Below are 21,867 nucleotides of genomic sequence, written 5' to 3'. Positions count from 1 at the left end.
ATCGTGGGGTGGAGCAATTGGTAGCTCGTCGGGCTCATAACCCGAAGGTTGCAGGTTCAAGTCCTGTCCCCACCACTAAAAAAGCCGTCCAGTCAGTATAGGACGGCTTTTTTTATTGCCCGCTTGCGCAATGCAAGAGGCTTGGAGATTTATCGTCCAACTCTAGTGTAACAGGAAGATTCGTGACGCGATAAGCGCAAGGCTCTTGTCTCTGTTCATCGAAACGATTCTTGCCCCTCTGTTGTTTTTTTAGGCAGATTTACCGTTTAAAACCGTTCAACAATTTTTCGATAGAACCATGTTTTATTTCGATCCGGCATATTTTCTCTTCGCCTTGCCCCCGCTGCTCCTTGGCATCTGGGCGCAGTTCAAGGTGAAATCGGCGTTCAAGAAATATTCGCAGGTGGCGACGCAGAATGGCGTGACCGGCGCGCAGGCGGCTTTGCGAATTCTCCAGCGAGGCGGGCTGGAGAATGTCAATGTCGAGATGACCAGCGGGATGCTTTCAGACCACTATGATCCGCGCCAGAAGGTGTTGCGGCTCAGTGAGGAGGTTTACAGCCTGCCGAGCATCGCGTCGGTCGGCGTGGCGGCACACGAGGCCGGGCACGCCTTGCAGGACAAGGTGAACTACTCGCCACTGGCCATCCGCTCGGCGATGGTGCCGGTGGTGTCGATCGGCAGCAATCTCGGGCCGATCCTGTTCATGATAGGCCTGTTCATGCAAGGCGTGCTTGGAAGCTCGCTGGCGTGGGCGGGAATCATTCTCTTCGCGGGAACGGCACTGTTCGCTTTGGTGACGCTGCCGGTGGAATTCGATGCCAGCCGACGCGCCAAGGAGTTGCTGGTTTCGCAGGGCATCGTTTCGCAGCGTGAAATGGCAGGCGTGAACGCCGTGCTTGACGCCGCCGCCCTGACCTACGTAGCCGCCGCCGCACAGGCTATCATGCAGTTACTTTACTACGTGATGGTGATGAACCGACGAAAAGATTGATAGGCAACAATGAGGGCGGCCACTGTAGCCGCGCCCTCATTGTTGCCACCTTTTGTGCCACCTTTTGTACACCTCGTCCAGTCCATCAACAAAAGCAATGGCTCTCCGTCACCCGATCGCTTTCAGCACTTCCTGGCGCATTTGCTGGTAGGGTATCGCTCCGGCAGTGCGCCATTTGAGCTGACCACCAACAAAAAGCATGAGGGCCGGAATACCCTGAACCTGAAAACGGGCCGCCGCGTCAGGCTGCTGATCGACGTTGACCTTGACCACGATCAACCGTCCCTTGAACTCGCTGGCGAGCTGTTTGACGGATGGAGCCACCATTTTACAGGGCCCGCACCAGTCGGCCCAGAAATCGATAAATACGGGAAGTTCGCTTGTCCTGATAAGATCGTCAAGTGTTTGAGCCATAAGAGGTTAAATTGTTTTTTTCGTGAATGAAATCTTCGCAACACCACTGTCACGACGAGTAAATCTAAAATTGCCTGAGCCGCTCAACACAACTCTGGCGTTTTTGATGTTAACAACAAGCATTCCCCTTTTACCGTTTCATTTCCACCACCAGATGTTGTATCGTTCGTTGTCACCAAACGCTGAAGAGTATGGTGTTTTCAGCTGTCTGAACGCTGAAACTTATAACTGGCAGGCCGGGTTAAACTGAAAAATCACATCGAATCCCCGTCATCCGGCAGATGCTGGAAGACAGTCAATGAAACACCAGCGATACCCTTGATGAACGACATCGTCGAAAAGCCGAGAAAAATTTACGTTACACGCCAAATCGAGTTCAATGCCGCCCACCGTCTGTTCAATCCGGAGCTATCGGACGAGGAAAACCAGCAGCTCTATGGAAAATGTTCTGGTAAGTATGGACATGGGCACAACTATCTGCTTGAAATCACCCTATCGGGCATCATTGACCGGAAAACCGGTTATTTGTTCGATCTCAAGGAGCTAAAGAAAATTCTTGAAGAGGAGATTGTGGCACGGTTCGACCACCGGCATCTGAACCATGAGGTCAACGAACTTGCAGGCCACGTCCCGACAACAGAGATTCTTGCCGTCATCGTCTGGGAGATTCTCGATTCCCGGCTGAAAACCATTACCAAACAGGAGGTTAGCCTCCATGAAGTCATAATACATGAAACAGGAAAAAACAGTGTCACCTACCGTGGAGAATAACCGATCTGCAGAATCACGACTTTCGCAATGCGATCTCGATGAGTGCTTCGACGAGTCGCATGATCGTGACGAGGAGGTGCTCGGGTCGATGACCGACGCCGTATACAGCTTGCTGAAAGGGGTTGGCGAGGATCCGGAGCGCGAAGGATTGCTCCTGACCCCCGAGCGGGTGGCCAAATCCCTGCGATTCCTGACGAAGGGATACCGGCAGGATCCAGAGCAGTTGCTCAAAAAAGCGGTGTTCACAGAGTCGTACGACGAGATGGTGCTGGTGAAGGACATCGATATTTACTCGATGTGCGAACACCACATGCTCCCCTTCTTCGGCAAGGCGCACGTGGCCTACATTCCCGATGGCAAGATCGTGGGCTTATCGAAAATTCCAAGAGTCGTCGAGGTGTTCGCGCGGCGCTTGCAGGTACAGGAGCGGCTAACCCAGCAGATCAGGGACGCCATTCAGAATGTGCTCAACCCGCGCGGTGTGGCCGTGGTAATCGAAGCGACACACATGTGCATGGTGATGCGCGGCGTGGAGAAGCAGAACGCGGTGACGACAACCTCCGCCATGTCCGGAGATTTCATGACCAGCCAGTCTACCCGAAGCGAGTTCCTGCGCCTGATCGGCAACCACTGACCACACGTCAGCATTTCTTTACAGCTAAAAGCGATGAGGCATCCGGATATCCCCTGCAACGCAAGGGAAACCGGATGCCTTTACTTTTACCAGCCACTCTTCAAGCAACTCGCGTCCCGTTTCGACGGCCCGCGCCAGATGCCGGAGCATCGGCTCGCTCAGAGGGTTGCCCAGTCCGAGATCGTGCGGTGGCGCACCGATGAGCACGATCTCCGACGGTTCCCGCCCATGCAGCCGGGCCACGGCGAGCAGTTCGCTCAGACCCATCTGATGAGCTGACATTTTGCGGTGAATGAAAGCGGGTAGCTCTTCTTTACGATAGCAATAGACCTTCGGCTCGAACTCAACCGGGATGATCGAGTCGAAAACCATCAAGGCATCGCATGACTCGAAATAATCGAGCAAGTAGAGTCCCTGCGTGCCACCATCCACGAACTGCACCGTTTCCGGCCAATCGCCGGAAGCCTCCAGCGCCCGAACCACCTCCACGCCGAAACCTTCATCACCGAAAAGAATATTGCCAAGACCGACTACGTTGATTGTTTTCACAGGGGAAAAACTAAAAGATTATGAAAGTTATGGAAAAAGCATTCGAGCTTCGGTTTACTGAACAGCCAAAGGGCGGACACACGGCCCGCCCCAGTTATCAATGCTTCATTTTCGATCATCAATTACAACGCTGCTTCATTCTCAACCTTGTGCTTGTAACCAGTGATGATCGAAGAGGTCACGCTGCTGCGATCGACGATGTCGTGGCGGAACACCGCGTACAGGTGCACCAGAATGTAGAACGGGAAAATCCAAGCCATCAGGTGGTGAGCAAATCGCAAGTTGCAGCTTCCGCCAAAAAGTGGAAGCATCCAGCCAAACAGCGTTTCGCTCAGGCCGCCGGGGTTGTTCTCTCCGTACATGGCAAGTCCCGAGGCAATCATAAACACTGAACCGCAGAAGATAAACAGAAAGTGGGTCAGCGCAGCCACCGGGTTATGGCCGACGTAGTCCGGCTCACCCTTGCGAAGGAAAAGGTACGCTGCCATCTGCTCCTTGAAAGGCTTGCCCCACCACGAGGGTTTCCAGGGCTGAAAACCGCCGAAACGGGCATACTGGTCGTCCCGGGCCATCAGGGCGTAGTACATCCGGAACAGGAAGTTGGCGATGAACACGAAGGCCACCGCAAAGTGCACGCCCCGCCAGGTCGCAATGCCGTGGTGAAACACCGCCTCACCGGACGGTGCGGCCAACACGGGGTACGCAATATACAGACCAGTGCCAAGCAGTACCGCGATGCTGAAGGCGTTGACCCAGTGGTAGAGCCTGACCGGCAGGCGCCACACATAGATTTCCTCAATAATCCGTCCCATGATAACCTCCGTATTAAACGATCCTTACCTTCGTAATCTCGTTACCATTCATGTCAAACACGTGCGACGCACAGGCAAGACAAGGATCGAACGAGTGCACCGTGCGAAGGATCTCAAGCGGCTGCGAGGGATCGTGCATCGGCGTGCCCTTCAAGGCAGCTTCGTACGCGCCTGAGTTGCCACGGCCATCCCTCGGTGAAGCGTTCCAGGTCGATGGCACCACGATCTGATAGTCGCCGATCTTGCCGTTTTCGATCCTGATCCAGTGACCGAGCGAGCCGCGCGGCGCTTCGGTATAGCCAAAGCCTTTGCACTCTTTTGGCCAGGTCAAGGGCTCCCAACGTTCGCTGTTGAAGGTCTGGTAATCACCGGTTTTAACGTTGGCAACCAGCTCGTCGTAGAAGTGGCGCATGAAGCCGGCGGTCTGCTTGCACTCGATGCCGCGCGCGGCTGTTCGTCCGAGGGTCGAATAGAGTGCTTCGGGGCCGACTTCAAGCTTCGAAAGCACCATACCGACCGTATCCTTGATCATCGAATCACCCTTCGCGTAGGCTACCAGCACGCTGGCCAGCGGACCGACCTCTACCGGCTGGTCTTTCCAGCGCGGCGTTTTGAGCCAACTGTACTTCTTGTCCGTATCGAGATACTCAAACGGTGGCTTCGGAGCGGTGTATTTAGGGTTGGTCTCCCCTTCCCACGGGTGTAAACCCTGATCGCTGCCATTGCTGTAGGTGTACCAGCTGTGGGCGATCTCCTCCTTGATCTGAGACATATCACGTGGATCGACGTCGAGCACTGTCGTAAGATCCTTGCCCATGATGATGCCGCGCGGCCACAAAAGCTTTTCGTAATCGTCGAGCGTGGTCTCCGGAAAGTCGCCGTAGCTCATAAAGTTGCCAAGACCTCCACCATAAAGCCACTCCTTGTAGAATCCGGCGATGGCGATGAGGTCAGGGATGTAAACCTGATCGATAAAGGTCTGCGTCTCGTCGATGATCTTCTTGATCATGTTGAGACGCTCGATGTTGATCGCCGTATCGCTGTTCGGATCGATCGCGCAGGCCATACCGCCAACGACATAGTTCGGATGCGGATTCTTGCCATCAAAGACGGTCTGGATCTTGACGATCTCTTTCTGGAAATCGAGCGCTTCGAGGTAGTGCGCCACGGCGATGAGGTTCACCTCCGGCGGCAATTTGTAGGCAGGATGGCCCCAGTAGCCGTTCGAAAAGATGCCGAGCTGACCGCTTTCGACAAAAGCCACGAGGCGCTTCTGCAAATCCTTGAAGTAGCCGACCGAGGACTTCGGCCAAGCCGAAATGCTCTGCGCGATCGCAGAAGCCTGGCCGGGATCAGCCTTCAATGCGCTGACCACATCAACCCAGTCAAGGGCATGCAGGTAATAAAAGTGCACCAGATGGTCCTGCGTCTGCTGCGTGGCGTTCATCAGATTCCTGATGAGGATTTCGCCTGCATCTTTCCTCCTGTACCGGATGAACGTCGCCAGATAACAGGTAAATATGATTTACAATTGTTATTATTAAAATCACGAACCCTTCAGAAATTTATTAACTAATCAAAAAGCTTCAAATAAAAAAACCTGGCAATCAAAAAGATTTACCAGGTTTTTTAAGGCCGTCAAAAAGCGTTTATGTCAGACCGTTCAGTTCAGAAACGCTCCGAAAATAGACGTTGAATATCTTGCATAGTTGGCAATTGGCTGGAAAAACAGACCAAACCACAACGTCAGAATCATCAGCGAAGCGGTGACGATCTTCGCGCCCATGCCGGTCGCGATCACGCCCTCTTCGGGAGTGTTCGACTCTCTCAGATACATGTTGAGCGGAATCAGCATGTAGTAATAGAGCGAAATAACACTGGTCAGGATACCGATCAGAGCCAGCCACATGAAGAGGCTGCCTTTGGCGAGCAGCGCTGAGAAGATCATCAGCTTGCCGATGAAGCCGAAGGTCGGCGGCAGACCGACCAGCGAGATGAGGAACACCGTCAGGGCAGCACCGAGCAACGGCATTCTTTTGCCAAGACCTTTGTAGTCATCAAGGTTTTCGCTTCCGGTGTGGTTGGCGATGAGAATCACCACATAGAAAGCGCCATAGTTCATCAGGAGATAAGCGGCGAGATAGACCAGAACCGCCTGTGTGCCGAGCTGATCCATGGTGATGATGCCGAGCAAGAGATAACCGGCGTGGGCGATCGAGGAGTAAGCAAGCAGACGTTTGACGTTCTTCTGCCAAATAGCCACGACGTTACCGTAGATCATCGAAGCCGCGGAGACCAGTATCAGGATCGAGAGCCAGTCAATGTGCAGCGGGCTGACATACATATCGAAGCCGTGAGGCACAGCCACGAAAAAGAAACGCATGAGCATGGCGAAACCGGCAGCCTTGGAGGCAACCGAAAGATAGGCGGTGACCGGAGTAGGTGCGCCCTCGTAAACGTCGGGGCTCCAGAAGTGGAACGGTACCGCGCCCATCTTGTAGCCGAGACCTGCCATGATGAGCAGCACGGCAAGTATCATCGCCAGCGGATCGTAGCCATGCGCGGCAAGCACCATGCTGATGCGGGTAAGATTGGTTTCGGCGGTCATACCGTACAAGAGCGAGAAGCCATACAGGAGCATTCCCGAGGAGACTGCGCCGTACACCAGGTATTTCAGGGCCGCTTCCGAGGAGCGAGGTTCGCGCTTCAGGTAACCGGTCAGCGCGTAAGCCGAAAGACTAACAAGCTCCATCGAAAGGAACATCATTAACAGATCAGTCGAGGATGCCATCATCATCATGCCGACCACCATAGCCACCAGCAGCGCATAGTACTCACCCATGCCCGACTCGTGCTTTTTGAGCTGCTCGTCGATCACGGTGGTCAGCACGGCAAGAACGCCGGAGACCACGAAAAAGTACTTGAAAAAGATACCGAAGCGGTCAAGCGCGTACATGCCGAAAAAGAACTGAACCTCCGGCATCGTCTGCTGCTTGAAAATAAAATAGACACTGCCGAGCAAACCGGCGATGGTAGCCGTGGCAAGTAATCCGCGATTCTTTTTCCCCGTGATGAGATCGAGCAGTATCAGCACCATAAAGAGCGCCGACAAATAGATTTCAGGGACAAAATATCCGGCACCACCCTTGAGGATCGAGATGATGCTCTGTATTTCAGCGCCTGATGGCATTTCAAACATATTTCTCCAACGTTTATGCTTTTAAACGGAACACCAAATCAATGCACGGCCGACATGGCAACCGGAGTGAGAACCTGGACAAGTTTGTTGACACTGGTCGTAATGAGACCCATAACCGGCATTGGATAGATACCGAGCGCAATGACGATGATCACAAGCGGCACGAGCATGGTCAGTTCACGGGCATCGAGATCGAGCTTGCCTTTCCAGTCATGGAAGTGAATATGCTCGTGTCCATCGACATCAACTTCGAGATCGTACAAAGCGTCCGGCTTGCGCTTGCCGAGGAACATCCGCTGCAACGACCAGAGCAGGTAGGCCGCGCCGAAAACGATACCGAGCACCGAAACCATAGCGATCGGACGAGTAACGGGAGCGCTGAACGCGCCGACAAATACGAGCGCCTCTGAGATGAAGCCGGAGAGACCCGGCAGACCAAGCGAGGCAAACCATGCGACGATCACGAAACCGGTATAGACAGGCATATAGGTAGCCAGGCCACCAAACTTGTCGATCTGGCGGGCGTGAGCACGATCGTAGATGACGCCGACCAGAAGGAAAAGCATAGCGGTGATGGTGCCGTGGTTGAACATCTGGTAGAGCGCGCCGATCATGCCTTCGGTGTTGGCCGCAGCCAGGCCGAGCAGCACATAGCCCATGTGACTGATCGACGAATAAGCAACCATTTTCTTCAGATCCTGCTGGGCCAGAGCGCAGAAGGCACCGTAGATGATGTTGATCGCGCCAAACACACCAATCACATAGAGGCCTGCCTGGTAAACCTCAGGAAAGAGCGGGAAGTTGATCCTCATCATGCCGTAAGTACCGAGCTTCAGCAGCACACCGGCCAGAATGACAGAGATCGGAGTCGGAGCCTCAACGTGCGCGTCAGGCAGCCAGGTGTGGAAAGGGAACATCGGAACCTTGATGGCAAAGCCGACGAAGAGCACAATGAAGGCAACATATCTCCAGGTGACGCTGTCAGGGCCAAGAATCGTGCCCTTGATATAGTTTGCCTGGTCAGCCATGGCAACAAGACTGAAAGTGTGATGGCCAGTGAGCGGATCGGTGACGCTGAAGTAGAGGCCAATCATGACCAGCAGCATGAACACCGAACCAAACAGGGTGTAAAGGAAGAACTTGATGGCTGCATACTCACGGTTCGGACCACCCCAGATACCGATGAGGAAGTACATCGGCAGAAGCATCAATTCCCAGAACACGTAGAAAAGAAAGAAATCGAGCGCCACGAAACAGCCCATCATGGCCGTGCTGAGCAGGTTGTAAAGGATGAAGTAGCCCTTGACCTGCTTCTGGATCGGCCAGCTGGAAAGCACACCGATAATTGAAATCAGGGCGGTCAGCAGCACCATCGTGATCGAAAGGCCGTCAACACCGAGGAAATACTCGATGTTCAGGGGGCCGAACGAGCCGAGATCGAGCGAAATCCACGGAATCCGTTCGATCATCTGGAAGGAGCCGACAGGCGATCCACCGGGAGCGGCCACGATACCCGCCATCGTCGGGTCGTAATGGCGCCAGATGAGGACGGCGAGCACGCCCTGGCCGAGAGCAGCCAGGAGCGAGACGATCCTGATGATCTGCTTCTGCGACGAGGGCACAGCCAAAATGACAAGTCCGGCAATGATCGGCAGAAATACAATGAAGCTCAGCATGTTCAATACCTGTTATGTTCGGAGAGTAAAAATTAAATCGTTCGGTTATTTGACGAGGTGCGCAAAGTAAAGGGCGAACCAGCCCAGAACCGCAAAAACCACCATGACCAGATAGGTCTGCACCTTGCCCGTCTGAATCTTTCTGAAGACCGCGCCGGTCGTCTGGACGGTGAAGGCCGTGAAGTTGACCAGTCCGTCAACTACATATTTGTCAACGCCGCCATTGAAGAAGGCGAACTTCCTGAAGATCGTCGCCACGCCGTTGACAAGACCGTCAACGATGTTCGTGTCGAACCAGGCAAGAATCTTCGAGATCAGTATGGAGCCCTTGATGATGGTTGCGTCGTAAATCTCGTCCCAGTACCACTTGTTGAACGAGTAGAGGTAAAGCGGACGAATCGCCTGCGCCGTCTTGTCGGGATCGATAATCCTGAAAACATAGACAATGAGCGCCATACCGATACCGATAACCACCATGATCGACGACAGCTTGATCGCCGTGTAGTGATTGGCGTGCGTCATGTGAGCAATCTCAGCCTGACGGGGATCAGCGAAAACAGGACCATGCTGCCCTTCAGCCTCACGCGATGTGGCGGCTTCGACATGCTGGGTATCCGTATGCGCCTCAGCAAGCAACTTGCCAGCTTCCGGAGCGTGAAGTTGCGCGCCTTCGTGCGCCATCTCGGCAACGCTGACAACCGTGGCCGGAGTCTGCACCAGGTGCATGAACCAGCCCTTGCCGCCATCAAGCGGATCAGGCGAAAAGACGATAAAGACAGAGAGCGTGGCAAGAACAACCAGCGGAAGCCTCATGTTCCAGGCAACCTCGTGCACCGGATGATGATCGTGACCACCGTGCGCAGCGTCATGAATGTGATCGACATCGCCGTCATCATGATCATCCATGCTGTGCGCCGATTTCGGTTTCAGATGTGTACGGTTCTCGCCGAAGAAGACCATCCATATCTGACGGCCCATATAGAAGGCGGTCAGCACTGCGGCACCGAAGCCAAACACTGGCACGAGATAGTAGATGCCGCCGCCCTCGGCCTGCGCGAAGCCGAGCGAACCGGCCAGAATCGCATCTTTCGAAAGGAAGCCGCTGGTTAGCGGCAGACCGGCAAGCGCCAATGTGGCGATGCTGAAAGTGACAAACGTCCAGGGCATCTTTTTGTACAGGCCTCCCATCCAGCGCATGTCCTGCTCGTGATGCATCGCGTGGATGATCGCGCCGGAACCGAGGAAGAGGCAGGCTTTGAAGAAAGCGTGGGTCAGGAGATGGAACAGCGCGGCGGAGTAGGAGCCGACACCGAGACCGAGCACCATGTAACCAAGCTGTGAAACGGTCGAATAGGCCAGCACGCGCTTGATGTCGAACTGCGTGATGGCGATGGTTGCCGCCATGAAAGCGGTGAATGCGCCGATGAAAGCGATCACGTGCAGCGCATCCGGCGTCAGAAGCACAAAGATACGGGCCACAAAATAGACGCCAGCCGCAACCATCGTTGCCGCGTGGATGAGCGCCGAAACCGGAGTCGGGCCTTCCATGGCGTCAGGAAGCCAGACATGCAGCGGGAACTGGGCCGATTTACCGACGCAGCCCATGAAGAGCAGAATGCCGGCGGCGGTCAGCCAAGCCTGCGACATGTGGAAGTCGCCATTCTTGATATGGTTGAAAATCTCCTGGTAGCCGAAGGTGTGAAACTGGGAATAGAGAATCAGGATGCCGAGCCACATACCGATGTCGCCAACACGGTTGGTGAGAAAGGCCTTTTTCTGCGCGTCGGCGGCGCTGTCTTTGTGGAAGTAGAAACCGATCAGAAGGTAAGACGAAAGACCGACAAGCTCCCAGAAGATGTAGATCGAAAAGAGGTTGTCAGAAAGCACGATGCCGAACATCGAGAAGGTAAAGATGCCGAGATAGGCAAAAAAGCGTCCGTAATACATCTCCCCCTTCATATACCCGGTCGAGTAGAGGTGCACCAGGAAACTGATGAGCGAAACCATTGCCAGCATGATCGCCGCCAGGTTGTCAATCACGATACCCATCTTGACCTGCAGCGGTCCGACGCCGGGGACATTGCCAAAATCAAGCCAGGTGAAATCCCACGCAAGCCTGAAGGCCGGATCGTAGTGCTGAACGATCACCGTCCAGAAGATATACAGCGCTATAGCCAGCGTCGTGCCAAGCAGACCGACGCCAACGAAATCGCCACCACGCGGGAGCCTGCGGTTGAAAAATATCAGCACCACAAACGAGAGCAGCGGCAGTAGCAGGACAGCGATGGATAACTGGATTAAACTGTGCATCATGTTTCGTTTTACAAAGAATTTGCAGCTATAAGTGTTTTACCGGGGCGGATCACTCCTTCATGGTGTCCACGCTGGATACATCGACCGTCTTGAAGGTCTTGAAAATATTGATCACGATCGCAAGTGCGATAGCGGCTTCGGCGGCAGCCAGCACAATGACGAAAAGGCTGAACATCACCCCTTCCATGCCGCCATTGTATTTCGAAAAGGTCAGAAAGTTGATGTTAGCCGCGTTCAAGATCAGCTCGACGCCCATCAGGATAACGATGGCGTTTTTGCGGGTCATGACGGCAAACATGCCCAGACCGAAAAGAATGACTGAAATGGTCAGAAAATGGTTGACGCCGATCGACAGTAACTGTTGCGTTAGCATGAAGACTCCTTAATGTTCTTTTTTGTTTGCCTTGTCGTAGCGGGCCAGGTAAGCAGCGCCAAGCAGGGCGACCAGCAGTACGATGGAGAACATTTCAAACGGCAGCATGTAGCGCGACATGGTTTCAAGACCGATGCTCTGCACCACGCTGCCATTGAGCTGCATCTCACCCGGCATCCAGCTTCCGGTTGTGTAGAAGGTGAAAAGCATACCAACAATCAGGAGCAGCGTCAGAAGAATGCCTGGCACGACGTTCAGCACGTCAGCCTTCAGCTCGGTTGACATGATGGTGTTGGTGAACATAACACCGAAAAGCAGGAGCACCAGAATGCCGCCGACATAGACGACCACCTGGGTCACAGCGATGAAGTCCGCGCTCAGAAAAACATAGAGAGCCGCGACACCGAAAAAGGTAAAGAGCAGCGAGAATGCCGAGTAGATGACATTTTTCGAAAAGACCACAAACGCCGCCGACAGTACCGTAACGGCCGCGAAGATGTAGAAGATGATGGCGATGGTCAGTTGATTCATGGTTATCTGCACTTGTTGGTAATCAATTCCTTCCGGATGCTTACCGGGCGTCGCCCGGGTTCGGCTGCGGAGCGGCCTTTGGAGCCGGTTTCGGTGCCGGAGCGCCGCCAGCCGCGGCTTTCTCCTTTGCCGCCTGGGCCTGCTGTTCGGCAAGCTTTTTCCTTTTGGCTTCGGCCTCGATCTTCGAGAGGTTACCGAAGTGGTACATCATATTGCTGACGTCAAACTCCGAGAAGTCGGCGACGGGTGTATGATAGAGGCAGTCGGTCGGGCAAACACTCTGGCAGATGCCGCAGGTCATGCACTTGGCCAAATCGATGTCGAAAACCGGCACCCACATGCGCTTCTGCTGTCCGCCGGAGGTTTTGCCGCAAGCTTCCAGATCATCGCTGGTCGTCTTGATGGTTTCGATGGTGATGCACTCCACCGGACAGGCGCGTTCGCACTGCTTGCAGCCGATGCAGTCGTTGATGTTGCAATACAGCCGGTAACGGCCATGCGGCGGCGTCGGAATCGCCTCCTTCGGATACTGCAAGGTGCACAGACCGTCAACCTGGCGAAAATAGTCGGCATCGTCGATACCCGCATCTCCCTTGCGCTTGACCGCATTGAAGAAGTGCTTGAGGGTGATGCCCATGCCGGTCGCGATGGTGGTCACACTGGTCTTTATATTGCTGAAGTACTCACTCATAGTTTGTTGTTCGTCTTGCTTGCCTTTGTATTCTCTCTTGAGCCAGCCTCACGATTAATGGTTGATCACCCAGATGGCTGTCAGCACAAATGAAACCAGGGAAAAAGGCGTCAACACCTTCCAGCAGAGATACATGAGCTGGTCAACCCTGAGTCGGGGAAGCGTCCAGCGAAGCCACATCTGCACGAAAATGAAGAAGAATCCTTTCATGATGATCCAGAAGGCACCCCAAACCGGACCGCTGGTCATGGTGTTCAGTTCGAGACCGCCGATGTTCGGCAGCGGCGAAGTCCAGCCGCCGAGGAACGCGATGGAGATGATCGCCGACACCATGAACATGCTGCCATACTCGGCCAGGAAGATCACGGCGAACTTCATGCCGCTATACTCGGTGAAGTAGCCAGCAACCAGCTCGGATTCAGCCTCAGGAATATCGAACGGTGCGCGGTTGGTCTCGGCAAGCGAGGAGATAAAGTAGATCAGAAAAGGCAGCCACGCGATCGGATTGGTGAAGAGGAACCAGTGCAGGAAGCCATTCGGGCCGGCCTGCATCAGGATAATCTGCTGCATGCTCAGAGTGCCGGCCAGCATGGCGGCGCACAGGAGAGCGATGGAAGCAGGAATTTCATAGCTGACAATCTGGGCGACGCTGCGAACCGCGCCGTAAAGCGCCCACTTGTTGTTCGAACCCCAGCCGGCGGCAAGGATACCGACCACCTCGATAGCCACGATGCCGACAGCGTAGAACAGACCAACATTCAGGTCTGCGCCGATGAAGGCCGGGCCAAAGGGCAAGACTGCAAAGGCAAGGAACGAACCAACGAACAGGATGCCGGGGCCGATCACGAAAAGGAATTTGTCGGCCACGGTCGGCACGATATCCTCTTTCTGGAGAAGCTTCAGAATATCGGCAAGCGTCTGCAGAAGACCCCAGAAACCAACCTCCATAGGACCAAGCCTGTCCTGCATGAAAGCTGAAATCTTGCGCTCGCCATACACACCGTAGGTCAGCGCGTAGAGTGCGATGAACACGAGCGGAATAGCCGCAACGATAACCAGCCCGAGCGGAAACCAGCCGATGGAGAAACCTGAAAGGGCGTCGGACCAGGTATTGAGAGATGGTGATGAACTCATATCAATAGGCGAACCTTCTTGAAATAAAAGTGTTGTCTTGAAAACGGTCAGCGGTCAACTTCACCCAGCACGATATCGATGCTGCCAATGATGGCCACCAGATCGGGAATCAGCTGCCCCTTCGAAAGATCCTTCATCGCCGACAGGTTGACGAAGCACGACGAACGGGCCTTGCAGCGCACCGGGCTGGTCGATTTTCCATCGCTGACGATGTAGTAGCCAAGCTCTCCACGCGGATTCTCGGCACGGCCATAGACCTCGCCAGCCTTGGGCCTAATCTTCTTGGGAATAAGCGCCCGCGAGTTGAAGTTCGGCTCTTCCGGCATTTTGTCGAGACACTGCTCGATGATTTTGAGACTCTCCTCCATTTCGAGCGCGCGAACCAGATGGCGCGACAGGCAGTCACCGACAACGGAGAACTTGCCGTCCGGTACCGGAACATCGAAATCAAGTTCGGGATAGACCGAATAGGGATCGTTGCGGCGCAGATCCCACTTGACGCCGGAACCACGAAGCATCGGACCGCTCCAGCCATAGTTGATCGCTACGTCGGCAGGCATGATGCCAATGTCGTACGTGCGCTTGACGAAAATCTCGTTCTCTGTCAAGAGCTGGTACAACTCTTTGGCTTTCGGCCTGAAGTAGGTGACAAACTCGGCAACACGCGTCTTGAAATCGGCAGGAACATCATAGGCAAGACCACCGATCCAGATATAGTTATAGAGCATACGCGCACCGGAGATCCATTCGAGCAGGCTCATGATGTGCTCTCGATCGCGGAAGCAGAAGAGGAACGGTGTGAAAGCGCCAAGGTCTATAGCGTAAGTGCCAATGGCCACCAGGTGCGAAGCGATCCTGTTCAGCTCAGCGACGATGACACGGATAAATTCGACACGGCGGGGAATTTCGATGTCAAGCAACTTCTCGACGGTGATGCAGTAAGCCAGCTCGTTGTTCATGCCGGCAAGGTAGTCCATCCTGTCGGTATAGGGCACGATGGCCGGATAGTCAATCTTTTCGCAATGCTTCTCGAAACAGCGGTGGAGATAGCCGAGGTACGGCTCGGCCTCGACGACCACTTCACCGTCGGTGATGCATTCGAGACGGAGCACGCCGTGCGTTGACGGGTGCTGCGGCCCCATGCTGAGCACCATATGTTCGGTATCGAGATCCTTTTCGATAGTGACGCGCTTGTCGTCCTGACGGATGATCCTGGTGGAGTTCGTTTCAGCTTTGCCTAATTCCTGCATGACTCGGAAAATGCTTGTTTACGGGTTATGGCGTCAATACGGAACCTTGATGCCGTGATAGGTCTCCTGAACCTGGTAATCCTTGCGAAGCGGAAAACCGGTCCAGTCTTCCGGACAGAGGATCCTTCGCAGGTCGGGGTGCCCTTCGAAAACCATGCCGTACATATCGTAGGCTTCGCGTTCGTGCCAGTTCGCGGTGTGCCATACGCACGAGACGGACGGAATCGAGCCGCCATCACGCGGACACTTGACCTTGACAGCAATCTTGTGGGTGTATTTGCCGATGCACTCCAAATTGCAGACGATGCCAAGCTTCTGCTCTTCGGGATAGTCCACGCCCGACAGGCAGGCAAGGTAGTTGAACTGCAGAAGAGAGTTGTCACGCATGTAAAGCGCAATGTCCACCCACTTGCTGACATCAAGCACCTCGAAGAACGGCATGGTCGGATTGGCGTCGAACTCCGATATCGCATCGCCAAATCGCTCCTTTATATTATCATAAGCGGCTTTGCTCTGCTGCACCGCTGGCGACATCTGGTTTGCTGCTTCTTCCATTCCCTTGAATTCTTGATAGATAATAGTGGTTATGCCGTAGCCGACTTGCGAACCTGGTCGATCACCTGCTGCGGATCAACACGCTTTCCTGCAAGCTTCTTCAGGGCATCCTGGCGAGAAATGCCAAGTCCCTCCATCCGGATCAGCTCCTGGATTTTCATCAGGCCGCCGATCAGCGCCTCGGGGCGCGGAGGACAGCCGGGAACGTACACATCGACCGGAATGATACGATCAACACCTTTGAGCACATGGTAACCATGATGCCAGTAGGGTCCGCCACTGTTCGAGCAGCTTCCCATCGACAGCACATAGCGCGGTTCGGGCATCTGTTCGTAAAGCGTCACCACCCTCTCGGCCATCTTCATGGTGACCGTTCCGGCCACGATCATGAGGTCAGACTGGCGGGGCGACGAACGAGGAAAAATACCGAAACGTTCGAGATCGTAGTTCGAAGCGTTGGTGGCCATCATCTCAATAGCGCAGCAGGCCAGACCAAAACCCATCGGCCAAAGGGAGGAGAGGCGAGCCCAGTTCATCACGTTGTCAACCGAAGTCACCAGCACGTTGCGGTTCGATATTCTGGCGTCAAGCAAACCCATAGCGTAAAATCGATGATGATTGAAAGATTATCCGTTCGCCTTGCCGGAGCGACGAACAGGCATCTCCGGCATTTTCGGGATATTTGGAGTCGGGCGAACCCAGTCCAGGTCACCCTTGACCCAGGCATAGACAAGTCCGAGTACAAGAATACCGACGAAAATCAGCACTTCAACCAGCGCGAAAGCGCCAAGCTGTTTGAAAACCGTAGCCCAGGGATAGAGGAAGACGACTTCAACGTCGAAAATGATAAAAATGAGGGCAACGACATAAAATCGGATATTGAACTTGACCCACGCGCTGCCGACAGCATGCTCGCCGCACTCGTAGGTAGAATTCTTTTCGGGGTTGGGTCTGCTCGGCCTGAGCATTCTCGCCGTCAGGTAACCACCTACGACGAACACAATACCGAGTACGAGAAACACGAATACGGTACCGAAACCGCTTAACGTCTGATCCATGTTCTGTTGTTTGACTTTATTGGTAAAGGGAGTAACAAGTTCCCTTTTTCTGACAGGCTTGAAGGGCCGCTAAATCAGGTGCCGCCAATATAAAAAAATCTTCTCAATCTTCAGATAAAAAGCTGATTTTTTCAGGGCAGACCAAATATCGCAAAATTCACCTAATCCGTTTTTTTTAAAGCAAAGGCGACAAATAAATGATCTTTATTAAAAAATCAACCGATATTGTCAAATATTTTTAAACCGAGCGTTTTAAACAACCGGATCAGCGCAACCATTGCCAACAATGTAGCAACGGCGAGTATAGCAACAGTCACCTGCCATACGCCGATGACCCGTTCCATCGCGGGCCCGAGAAAGGCCGCCAGAACCATCCAGATTATGGGCGTCCAGACAACCGCAAGAACGACCGGAAGCCCCCGTTTCATGAAATTCTTTTTTTTGTCTTCGTCCGGAAACAGTTTCATCGCAATCTGATTGTTTTGAGTGAGTTCAAGACCCTGCCATATTATTTACCATACATCACGGCAGCAGCTCGGCAATCTGGGCAGCCACGTCCGGCTCGATCTCCCTAAGCACCTCGTACTCGGCTCGAAGACCGCGCATGTCTCCCCGCGACATATAGTACATGGCCAGCTTGCAGTGCACCTCGGCATTGCCGGGCTGAAGCTCGTGCGCCCTGTCGAGCGCGTCGAGCGCTTTGTCGTGCTCACCGAGATCCATGTGGACATCGGCCAGCACACACCACGCCTCCACGAAACAGGGATCACGCCGGAGCGCCTCTTCGAGCACCTTGATGGCCGCCTCCTCCTTGCCCATGGTCAGCAGAACGAAACCAAGATGCCGGTACGCCTCAAGATTCGACCGGTCGAGCGCAACCGTGAACGCAAGGTCAGTGCCCGCGCGCCGGTACTCCCCGTTGGAAAGCAGCGCCACGGCGCGCGCATAGCGCAGCTTCGCGTCGCGCGACGCTTCCCCGGCAAGCTCGTCGAGTATCGAAATCGCCTGGCCGTATTCCTGATTCTCGATACAATCAATCGCCTGTTGGTACTTCTGCTCGTACTCCGGCGACGTTTCGCTCATCTCCTGAGCAGATCTATTGGTATTCATGCTCTGCTGTTGTTTGTTCATTTCCTTGACGGGCCATCGCTGAAAACCTCGCGCTGGACGTCGAGCCGTTCGATCTCGGTGGCGATCCTCGACGCCAGCCACGCGGCGAACACCGGTGAATCGTTCACGCAGGGAATATAGTGCTTCCGGTCGGCGGACGAACGGTCGAGCAGCTTTTTGGCCTCGTAATCGGTCTCGCTGTTGTCGGCAAAATAGCCGAAAGGAAACATCGCCACCGAACGAAATCCTTCACGGGCAAACTCGTCGAGCGCCAGTTCGACGGTTTCGGGTGTCCACTCTCCCCCTCTGCTGTGGTTCAGGCAGCCGAGCTTCACTTCGCCGAACACGTTGCGGGGATCGGCCATGATTTTTTCTTTCATCAGCCGGAAAAACTCCATCGTTTCATCGAGGCCGGTAAAAACGGAGGGCTTTTCACCTTTGCGATTTTTGACGATCGTGCCGTGAATGACCAGCACAAGTCCCTGTTTCTCACCGCCCTTTGCCCCTTGCCACGCTGCCGGAAGCGACGAGAACAGGTGATCCAGATAAAGACGATGCAGTTCATCGTCCTTCCAGAGACCGCGCACCACTCTTACCAGGCCAAGATGATTTTCGCCAAAGTGATCGGTCACCATCTGGCACGCCGGGCCGCACGAAAAGGCAGACTCGACCGGTATCATGGGCACAACAACAATCCCATACGAACGGCTCCAGAAGCGATCAAGCACCTCTTCGAGATATGGCTTTACAAAATAGTATGCGTCAGCCACCTCGATTTCGTCGTTCTCTCCGGCAAATCGCGGATTGCGCCGGAGCGCTGCCTCCACGCCAAGCGCCTGCCTGCGATTGATCTCCACCAGTCGTGAGCGGTAGCAGTGCAGCTTCCAGTCAAGATAGTGCTTAGCCGAACGGTAATCGGCAATCATGTAGAGAAGCAGCTTCGGCAGGGGAACGATCTTGCGGGTAATCACCTCGATGATCTTCCGGGAACTCGGCCAGAGCGCGCGCACTGAAAGCTTCTCGACCTCCCCGTATGTCACCAGCACCACGCTGTAACGCCGTTTACTCACAGTGCAAGCCACCATTTGAATTCACCGTACATCAGCAGAAAACCGATGATGCTGCCAACAAGCGTCTGCATAAAGTTATGGGCCTTGAGATAAATGCGCGACCACATCAGGAGCGGCACGAAGCAGAGCAACACCAGCGCGGGCAGCCCGAAGGAGAGCACGAGCAGCGCGATAGACGAGGTCAGGGAAAAGAGATGAATGCTGATTTTCCACTGAAGCGTGACCAAGAGGATGAAGACCGTATTGACGGCATTGAAAAGCAGAATCGCCGAGAGAAATCGCGGCGCGTCGAGCTGCTTCATCAGCTCGTAGCCAACGAGATTGACCCCAACCAGCACCAGCAGCGGCAGGAATCGCTGCTCCCGGAAAGTGATATTGTAATCCGAAACCCGGCCGATCTTCTTGAGTCCGTAAATCAGGAACATCGGAACAATCGTGGCCGAAAGAAACAGCACCAGAAACCAGTCGAGATGACTGGATGTAGCCGAATAACGATACAGAACAATAAGCAGATAAACTGCCGGGGCCACGACGACAGGACTGATGATCCATGAGACCAGAGAGGCGAACCGGCGTGTATCGAGCTGCATTAAAAACCAGGCAAAATGATGGTGAATGATCCAGATGGCGCATTTCAAGCGCTAATGAAGATAATCCTTTCCCTGAGAAAGCGAAAACAGGAGAACGCCGAAGCGAACCCGCGCCTGCCTCAGCTTTTGCAGGCATTGATTCGTAGATTTACGGTCTCGAAATCGCCATCTGAAACCAGGCAAATCTGTTTGGGTAGCGATCCCGGTTTTGGCTGGAATCGCATCCAAAAGGATTTTTTCCCTCATCGGGACAAAATCGGGAAAATTCGATCAAAATCTTTATAATATCCTGAAACCACGTATATTAGCGCTTCATGAAGCGAGAGTGGTGAAATTGGTATACACGCTAGTCTTAGGAACTAGTGCCGTGAGGCGTAAGGGTTCGAGTCCCTTCTCTCGCACTGTTCATCTGTTCATTGAATCTCATGCCAAAGTGGCGGAACTGGTAGACGCGCTGGACTCAAAATCCAGTGGGCGCAAGCTCGTGTGGGTTCGAGTCCCACCTTTGGTACACAACGGCATTCTGGTTTTTCAATGCATCTTTTTTCCCTGCCACTAGGGCATTCCCGGAAACTCTCATAATCATCACTGTCCCGACTTGGCGGGATAAACGCAGCAACCGGATAGCGCAACAGATTAGCAGAAATTCCCTATGCAAAGAATGTACTCACCGTGGCGCGACGTCTACATGCAGACCTTCAAGGAAGAAAAGCCTTTCACTCCAGAGGAGGGCAAATCGGTGTTCGCCGACATTCCGCCCGAACAGGACGAGGAGCGCTACGTGCTTTGCCGGGGTGAATTCTGCTTCGCCATCCTGAACCTCTACCCGTACAACTGCGGCCACCTGATGGTCATCCCCTACTTGCAGACACCGGATTTTGGCGATCTTGACGCTCAAACGATGGTCGAGATTTTCAACATGTCCAACCTCTGCATGAAGGCGCTGAAAATGACCATCAAACCGCAAGGGTTCAACTTCGGCGCGAACCTCGGGCGGGTTGCGGGAGGTAGCATTGACGAGCACATTCACTTCCACATCGTACCCCGATGGGAAGGCGACACCAACTTCATGCCGGTGCTCGGCGAAACCAAGGTGCTCTCGAACGACCTGCGCCAGACCTACATCCAACTCCGCGAGGCGATCAAGAAGCTTCAAAGCGAACCGAAAAAGCCGTAGTTCCGGAAAATGGAAACCGTCCCCTGCCCAATCACTGGAAGCAGGGAGTTCACCCCCTTTCTGCAAGCCCTCGACCGATTTAACCTGCACGGCGAGCCTTGGCAACTCGTGCAATCATCGGCATCCGGCCTCGTCATGCTCAACCCACGGCCCGGTCCGGACGAGATGGCGACCCACTACCCTGCAGAAGCCTACGACCCTTTCCTGAACCAAACCAACTCCCGCTCGCTGCGTGACCAATGTTATCTTGCGATCAGCGATGTTCTTATGGCTGGAAAAGCGAGCATGGTAATGAAAGGGATAAAAAAGCCTGCCGACGCGACGCAGGTGCTTGAAGTCGGATGCTCAACGGGACGACTGCTCTTGCGAATTCGGGGCGATTTCGGCGTTCCGCTGACGAACCTCTTCGGCGTTGAAACCGACCGGCAAGCCGCATCCACGGCAAGACGCGCCGGACTCAGAATTTCAAAACCCGACCTGTGCGACGCGGATTTCGACAGCCGCCGATTCGACCGGATCATCTTCTGGCATGCGCTCGAACACCTGCACCGCATCGGCGAAGCGCTCGACCAAGCCCGCGAGCTGCTGAGGCCAGACGGCCAGCTCATCATCGCTGTGCCCAACATCGAAAGCCTCGACGCTCGCGGCTACGGCCCCAACTGGATCGCCCTCGACGCTCCGCGCCACCTCTACCACTTCTCGCCCGACACGCTCCAGAAGCTGCTTGAAAAGCACGGTCTGTCAATCCTTAACATAGGCAGATGGATACCCGACACACTCTACAACGTCTGGTACAGCGAAAAGCTGGAGCGCTCGATCAACGGAAAACCGTTCGGAATCAGCGGAATCGCGCGGGCGGGCGTTCGCGCCGCCAAATCGCTCGCGGCGGGACGCAATCCGAAACGAGCCTCAAGCATGATCGTCCGCGCGGTCAGAATGAAGCGATAGTCGCCAGCAATACAAAGG

24 protein-coding genes, 3 tRNA genes and 1 pseudogene are annotated in these 21,867 nt (G+C 54.3%); 9 read left to right on the top strand and 19 right to left on the bottom strand.

Translation table 11 applies throughout. The features are described from left to right. Positions 1-2: 2 nt before the first annotated feature. Positions 3-75: transfer RNA gene (locus tag AYT24_RS03680), tRNA-Met, on the top strand. A gap of 223 nt (positions 76-298) precedes the next feature. Next, positions 299-994 (top strand): zinc metallopeptidase, encoded by a 696-nt coding sequence (locus tag AYT24_RS03675; RefSeq protein ID WP_010932468.1) that lies wholly within the window; start codon positions 299-301, stop codon positions 992-994. A 108-nt stretch (positions 995-1,102) separates the two neighbouring features. On the opposite strand, the gene trxA is transcribed toward AYT24_RS03675, so the two are convergent. After that, the gene (gene trxA, locus AYT24_RS03670; RefSeq protein WP_010932467.1) at positions 1,103-1,408 is read right to left on the bottom strand and encodes a thioredoxin; all 306 of its coding nucleotides are present in this window, start codon (positions 1,406-1,408) and stop codon (positions 1,103-1,105) included. Positions 1,409-1,729: 321 nt separating this feature from the next. On the opposite strand from trxA, the gene AYT24_RS03665 reads away from it, so the two are divergent. Then, complete coding sequence (locus tag AYT24_RS03665; RefSeq protein WP_010932464.1) at positions 1,730-2,179, top strand: 6-carboxytetrahydropterin synthase; 450 nt, start codon at positions 1,730-1,732, stop codon at positions 2,177-2,179. Continuing rightward, a complete protein-coding gene (folE, locus tag AYT24_RS03660; RefSeq protein WP_010932463.1) occupies positions 2,139-2,813 on the top strand; it encodes a GTP cyclohydrolase I FolE in 675 nt (224 codons plus the stop codon). Before AYT24_RS03665 ends, folE begins: the two co-directional genes overlap by 41 nt. A gap of 24 nt (positions 2,814-2,837) precedes the next feature. Here folE and AYT24_RS03655 read toward each other — a convergent pair whose 3' ends face one another. The 18 genes and pseudogenes from AYT24_RS03655 to AYT24_RS03570 all read right to left on the bottom strand — a co-directional run bounded on the left by AYT24_RS03655 (position 2,838) and on the right by AYT24_RS03570 (position 19,724). After that, a complete protein-coding gene (locus AYT24_RS03655) occupies positions 2,838-3,362 on the bottom strand; it encodes a HyaD/HybD family hydrogenase maturation endopeptidase (protein WP_164926926.1) in 525 nt (174 codons plus the stop codon). Positions 3,363-3,484: 122 nt separating this feature from the next. Continuing rightward, positions 3,485-4,174, bottom strand: coding sequence for a Ni/Fe-hydrogenase, b-type cytochrome subunit (gene cybH, locus AYT24_RS03650; protein WP_010932460.1), 690 nt, complete (start codon positions 4,172-4,174; stop codon positions 3,485-3,487). A gap of 13 nt (positions 4,175-4,187) precedes the next feature. Beyond that, positions 4,188-5,636 (bottom strand): annotated as a pseudogene (locus AYT24_RS03645) (nickel-dependent hydrogenase large subunit); the annotation flags it as partial. A gap of 201 nt (positions 5,637-5,837) precedes the next feature. Continuing rightward, positions 5,838-7,373, bottom strand: a complete 1,536-nt coding sequence (locus AYT24_RS03640; RefSeq protein ID WP_010932458.1) for an NADH-quinone oxidoreductase subunit N — start codon at positions 7,371-7,373, stop codon at positions 5,838-5,840. Positions 7,374-7,411: 38 nt separating this feature from the next. After that, positions 7,412-9,049 (bottom strand): complex I subunit 4 family protein, encoded by a 1,638-nt coding sequence (locus tag AYT24_RS03635; protein WP_010932457.1) that lies wholly within the window; start codon positions 9,047-9,049, stop codon positions 7,412-7,414. Between the two features lie 45 nt (positions 9,050-9,094). Continuing rightward, on the bottom strand, positions 9,095-11,359 hold the full coding sequence (gene nuoL / locus AYT24_RS03630) for an NADH-quinone oxidoreductase subunit L (RefSeq protein WP_164927227.1): 2,265 nt from the start codon (positions 11,357-11,359) through the stop codon (positions 9,095-9,097). A 52-nt stretch (positions 11,360-11,411) separates the two neighbouring features. Then, entirely contained in the window at positions 11,412-11,735 is a 324-nt protein-coding gene (gene nuoK, locus AYT24_RS03625; protein WP_010932455.1) for an NADH-quinone oxidoreductase subunit NuoK, read from the bottom strand. 9 nt (positions 11,736-11,744) lie between these two features. Then, entirely contained in the window at positions 11,745-12,266 is a 522-nt protein-coding gene (locus AYT24_RS03620) for an NADH-quinone oxidoreductase subunit J family protein (protein ID WP_010932454.1), read from the bottom strand. A 40-nt stretch (positions 12,267-12,306) separates the two neighbouring features. Continuing rightward, complete coding sequence (locus AYT24_RS03615; protein ID WP_010932453.1) at positions 12,307-12,957, bottom strand: 4Fe-4S binding protein; 651 nt, start codon at positions 12,955-12,957, stop codon at positions 12,307-12,309. 54 nt (positions 12,958-13,011) lie between these two features. Then, complete coding sequence (gene nuoH / locus AYT24_RS03610) at positions 13,012-14,091, bottom strand: NADH-quinone oxidoreductase subunit NuoH (protein WP_010932452.1); 1,080 nt, start codon at positions 14,089-14,091, stop codon at positions 13,012-13,014. Between the two features lie 47 nt (positions 14,092-14,138). Continuing rightward, positions 14,139-15,341 (bottom strand): NADH-quinone oxidoreductase subunit D, encoded by a 1,203-nt coding sequence (locus AYT24_RS03605; protein WP_164926925.1) that lies wholly within the window; start codon positions 15,339-15,341, stop codon positions 14,139-14,141. Positions 15,342-15,374: 33 nt separating this feature from the next. Further along, complete coding sequence (locus AYT24_RS03600; protein ID WP_010932450.1) at positions 15,375-15,896, bottom strand: NADH-quinone oxidoreductase subunit C; 522 nt, start codon at positions 15,894-15,896, stop codon at positions 15,375-15,377. Positions 15,897-15,925: 29 nt separating this feature from the next. Then, entirely contained in the window at positions 15,926-16,495 is a 570-nt protein-coding gene (locus AYT24_RS03595) for an NADH-quinone oxidoreductase subunit B (protein WP_010932449.1), read from the bottom strand. Positions 16,496-16,522: 27 nt separating this feature from the next. Then, complete coding sequence (locus AYT24_RS03590; RefSeq protein WP_010932448.1) at positions 16,523-16,954, bottom strand: NADH-quinone oxidoreductase subunit A; 432 nt, start codon at positions 16,952-16,954, stop codon at positions 16,523-16,525. 215 nt (positions 16,955-17,169) lie between these two features. Then, positions 17,170-17,421, bottom strand: coding sequence for a hypothetical protein (locus tag AYT24_RS03585; protein ID WP_010932447.1), 252 nt, complete (start codon positions 17,419-17,421; stop codon positions 17,170-17,172). A gap of 55 nt (positions 17,422-17,476) precedes the next feature. Next, positions 17,477-18,064: a tetratricopeptide repeat protein gene (locus AYT24_RS03580; protein ID WP_226986858.1), complete on the bottom strand. Its 588-nt coding sequence runs from the start codon at positions 18,062-18,064 to the stop codon at positions 17,477-17,479. Between the two features lie 17 nt (positions 18,065-18,081). Next, positions 18,082-19,134, bottom strand: a complete 1,053-nt coding sequence (locus tag AYT24_RS03575) for a ferrochelatase (RefSeq protein ID WP_226986857.1) — start codon at positions 19,132-19,134, stop codon at positions 18,082-18,084. Next, entirely contained in the window at positions 19,131-19,724 is a 594-nt protein-coding gene (locus tag AYT24_RS03570) for a phosphatase PAP2 family protein (protein ID WP_010932444.1), read from the bottom strand. The genes AYT24_RS03575 and AYT24_RS03570 overlap by 4 nt, the downstream gene beginning before the upstream one ends. A 15-nt stretch (positions 19,725-19,739) precedes the next feature. On the opposite strand from AYT24_RS03570, the gene AYT24_RS03565 reads away from it, so the two are divergent. The 5 genes from AYT24_RS03565 (at position 19,740) to AYT24_RS03545 (ending at position 21,849) form a co-directional block, all read left to right on the top strand. Continuing rightward, positions 19,740-20,009, top strand: a complete 270-nt coding sequence (locus tag AYT24_RS03565) for a hypothetical protein (RefSeq protein WP_164926924.1) — start codon at positions 19,740-19,742, stop codon at positions 20,007-20,009. A 34-nt stretch (positions 20,010-20,043) separates the two neighbouring features. Next, a tRNA-Leu gene (locus AYT24_RS03560) sits at positions 20,044-20,125 on the top strand. Positions 20,126-20,151: 26 nt separating this feature from the next. Continuing rightward, a tRNA-Leu gene (locus tag AYT24_RS03555) sits at positions 20,152-20,235 on the top strand. Between the two features lie 141 nt (positions 20,236-20,376). After that, entirely contained in the window at positions 20,377-20,901 is a 525-nt protein-coding gene (locus AYT24_RS03550; protein WP_010932442.1) for an HIT family protein, read from the top strand. 9 nt (positions 20,902-20,910) lie between these two features. Continuing rightward, the gene (locus tag AYT24_RS03545; RefSeq protein ID WP_010932441.1) at positions 20,911-21,849 is read left to right on the top strand and encodes a class I SAM-dependent methyltransferase; all 939 of its coding nucleotides are present in this window, start codon (positions 20,911-20,913) and stop codon (positions 21,847-21,849) included. Positions 21,850-21,867: the final 18 nt, after the last annotated feature.

It is taken from the genome of Chlorobaculum tepidum TLS (assembly GCF_000006985.1).
GTDB classification, from domain to species: domain Bacteria; phylum Bacteroidota; class Chlorobiia; order Chlorobiales; family Chlorobiaceae; genus Chlorobaculum; species Chlorobaculum tepidum.
The sequence above is the reverse complement of the archived record's forward strand: the minus strand, read 5'-3'. Positions and strand labels throughout refer to the sequence as shown.

What these genes read in the sequence shown, in the direction of transcription:
- AYT24_RS03675 (WP_010932468.1), top strand. Translation starts at nt 299, where the DNA reads ATGTTTTATTTCGATCCGGCATATTTTCTCTTCGCCTTGCCCCCGCTG.
- trxA (WP_010932467.1), bottom strand. Translation starts at nt 1,408, where the DNA reads ATGGCTCAAACACTTGACGATCTTATCAGGACAAGCGAACTTCCCGTA.
- AYT24_RS03665 (WP_010932464.1), top strand. Translation starts at nt 1,730, where the DNA reads ATGAACGACATCGTCGAAAAGCCGAGAAAAATTTACGTTACACGCCAA.
- folE (WP_010932463.1), top strand. Translation starts at nt 2,139, where the DNA reads ATGAAACAGGAAAAAACAGTGTCACCTACCGTGGAGAATAACCGATCT.
- cybH (WP_010932460.1), bottom strand. Translation starts at nt 4,174, where the DNA reads ATGGGACGGATTATTGAGGAAATCTATGTGTGGCGCCTGCCGGTCAGG.
- AYT24_RS03640 (WP_010932458.1), bottom strand. Translation starts at nt 7,373, where the DNA reads ATGTTTGAAATGCCATCAGGCGCTGAAATACAGAGCATCATCTCGATC.
- AYT24_RS03635 (WP_010932457.1), bottom strand. Translation starts at nt 9,049, where the DNA reads ATGCTGAGCTTCATTGTATTTCTGCCGATCATTGCCGGACTTGTCATT.
- nuoL (WP_164927227.1), bottom strand. Translation starts at nt 11,359, where the DNA reads ATGCACAGTTTAATCCAGTTATCCATCGCTGTCCTGCTACTGCCGCTG.
- nuoK (WP_010932455.1), bottom strand. Translation starts at nt 11,735, where the DNA reads ATGCTAACGCAACAGTTACTGTCGATCGGCGTCAACCATTTTCTGACC.
- AYT24_RS03620 (WP_010932454.1), bottom strand. Translation starts at nt 12,266, where the DNA reads ATGAATCAACTGACCATCGCCATCATCTTCTACATCTTCGCGGCCGTT.
- AYT24_RS03615 (WP_010932453.1), bottom strand. Translation starts at nt 12,957, where the DNA reads ATGAGTGAGTACTTCAGCAATATAAAGACCAGTGTGACCACCATCGCG.
- nuoH (WP_010932452.1), bottom strand. Translation starts at nt 14,091, where the DNA reads ATGAGTTCATCACCATCTCTCAATACCTGGTCCGACGCCCTTTCAGGT.
- AYT24_RS03605 (WP_164926925.1), bottom strand. Translation starts at nt 15,341, where the DNA reads ATGCAGGAATTAGGCAAAGCTGAAACGAACTCCACCAGGATCATCCGT.
- AYT24_RS03600 (WP_010932450.1), bottom strand. Translation starts at nt 15,896, where the DNA reads ATGGAAGAAGCAGCAAACCAGATGTCGCCAGCGGTGCAGCAGAGCAAA.
- AYT24_RS03595 (WP_010932449.1), bottom strand. Translation starts at nt 16,495, where the DNA reads ATGGGTTTGCTTGACGCCAGAATATCGAACCGCAACGTGCTGGTGACT.
- AYT24_RS03590 (WP_010932448.1), bottom strand. Translation starts at nt 16,954, where the DNA reads ATGGATCAGACGTTAAGCGGTTTCGGTACCGTATTCGTGTTTCTCGTA.
- AYT24_RS03585 (WP_010932447.1), bottom strand. Translation starts at nt 17,421, where the DNA reads ATGAAACTGTTTCCGGACGAAGACAAAAAAAAGAATTTCATGAAACGG.
- AYT24_RS03580 (WP_226986858.1), bottom strand. Translation starts at nt 18,064, where the DNA reads ATGAATACCAATAGATCTGCTCAGGAGATGAGCGAAACGTCGCCGGAG.
- AYT24_RS03570 (WP_010932444.1), bottom strand. Translation starts at nt 19,724, where the DNA reads ATGCAGCTCGATACACGCCGGTTCGCCTCTCTGGTCTCATGGATCATC.
- AYT24_RS03565 (WP_164926924.1), top strand. Translation starts at nt 19,740, where the DNA reads ATGATGGTGAATGATCCAGATGGCGCATTTCAAGCGCTAATGAAGATA.
- AYT24_RS03550 (WP_010932442.1), top strand. Translation starts at nt 20,377, where the DNA reads ATGCAAAGAATGTACTCACCGTGGCGCGACGTCTACATGCAGACCTTC.
- AYT24_RS03545 (WP_010932441.1), top strand. Translation starts at nt 20,911, where the DNA reads ATGGAAACCGTCCCCTGCCCAATCACTGGAAGCAGGGAGTTCACCCCC.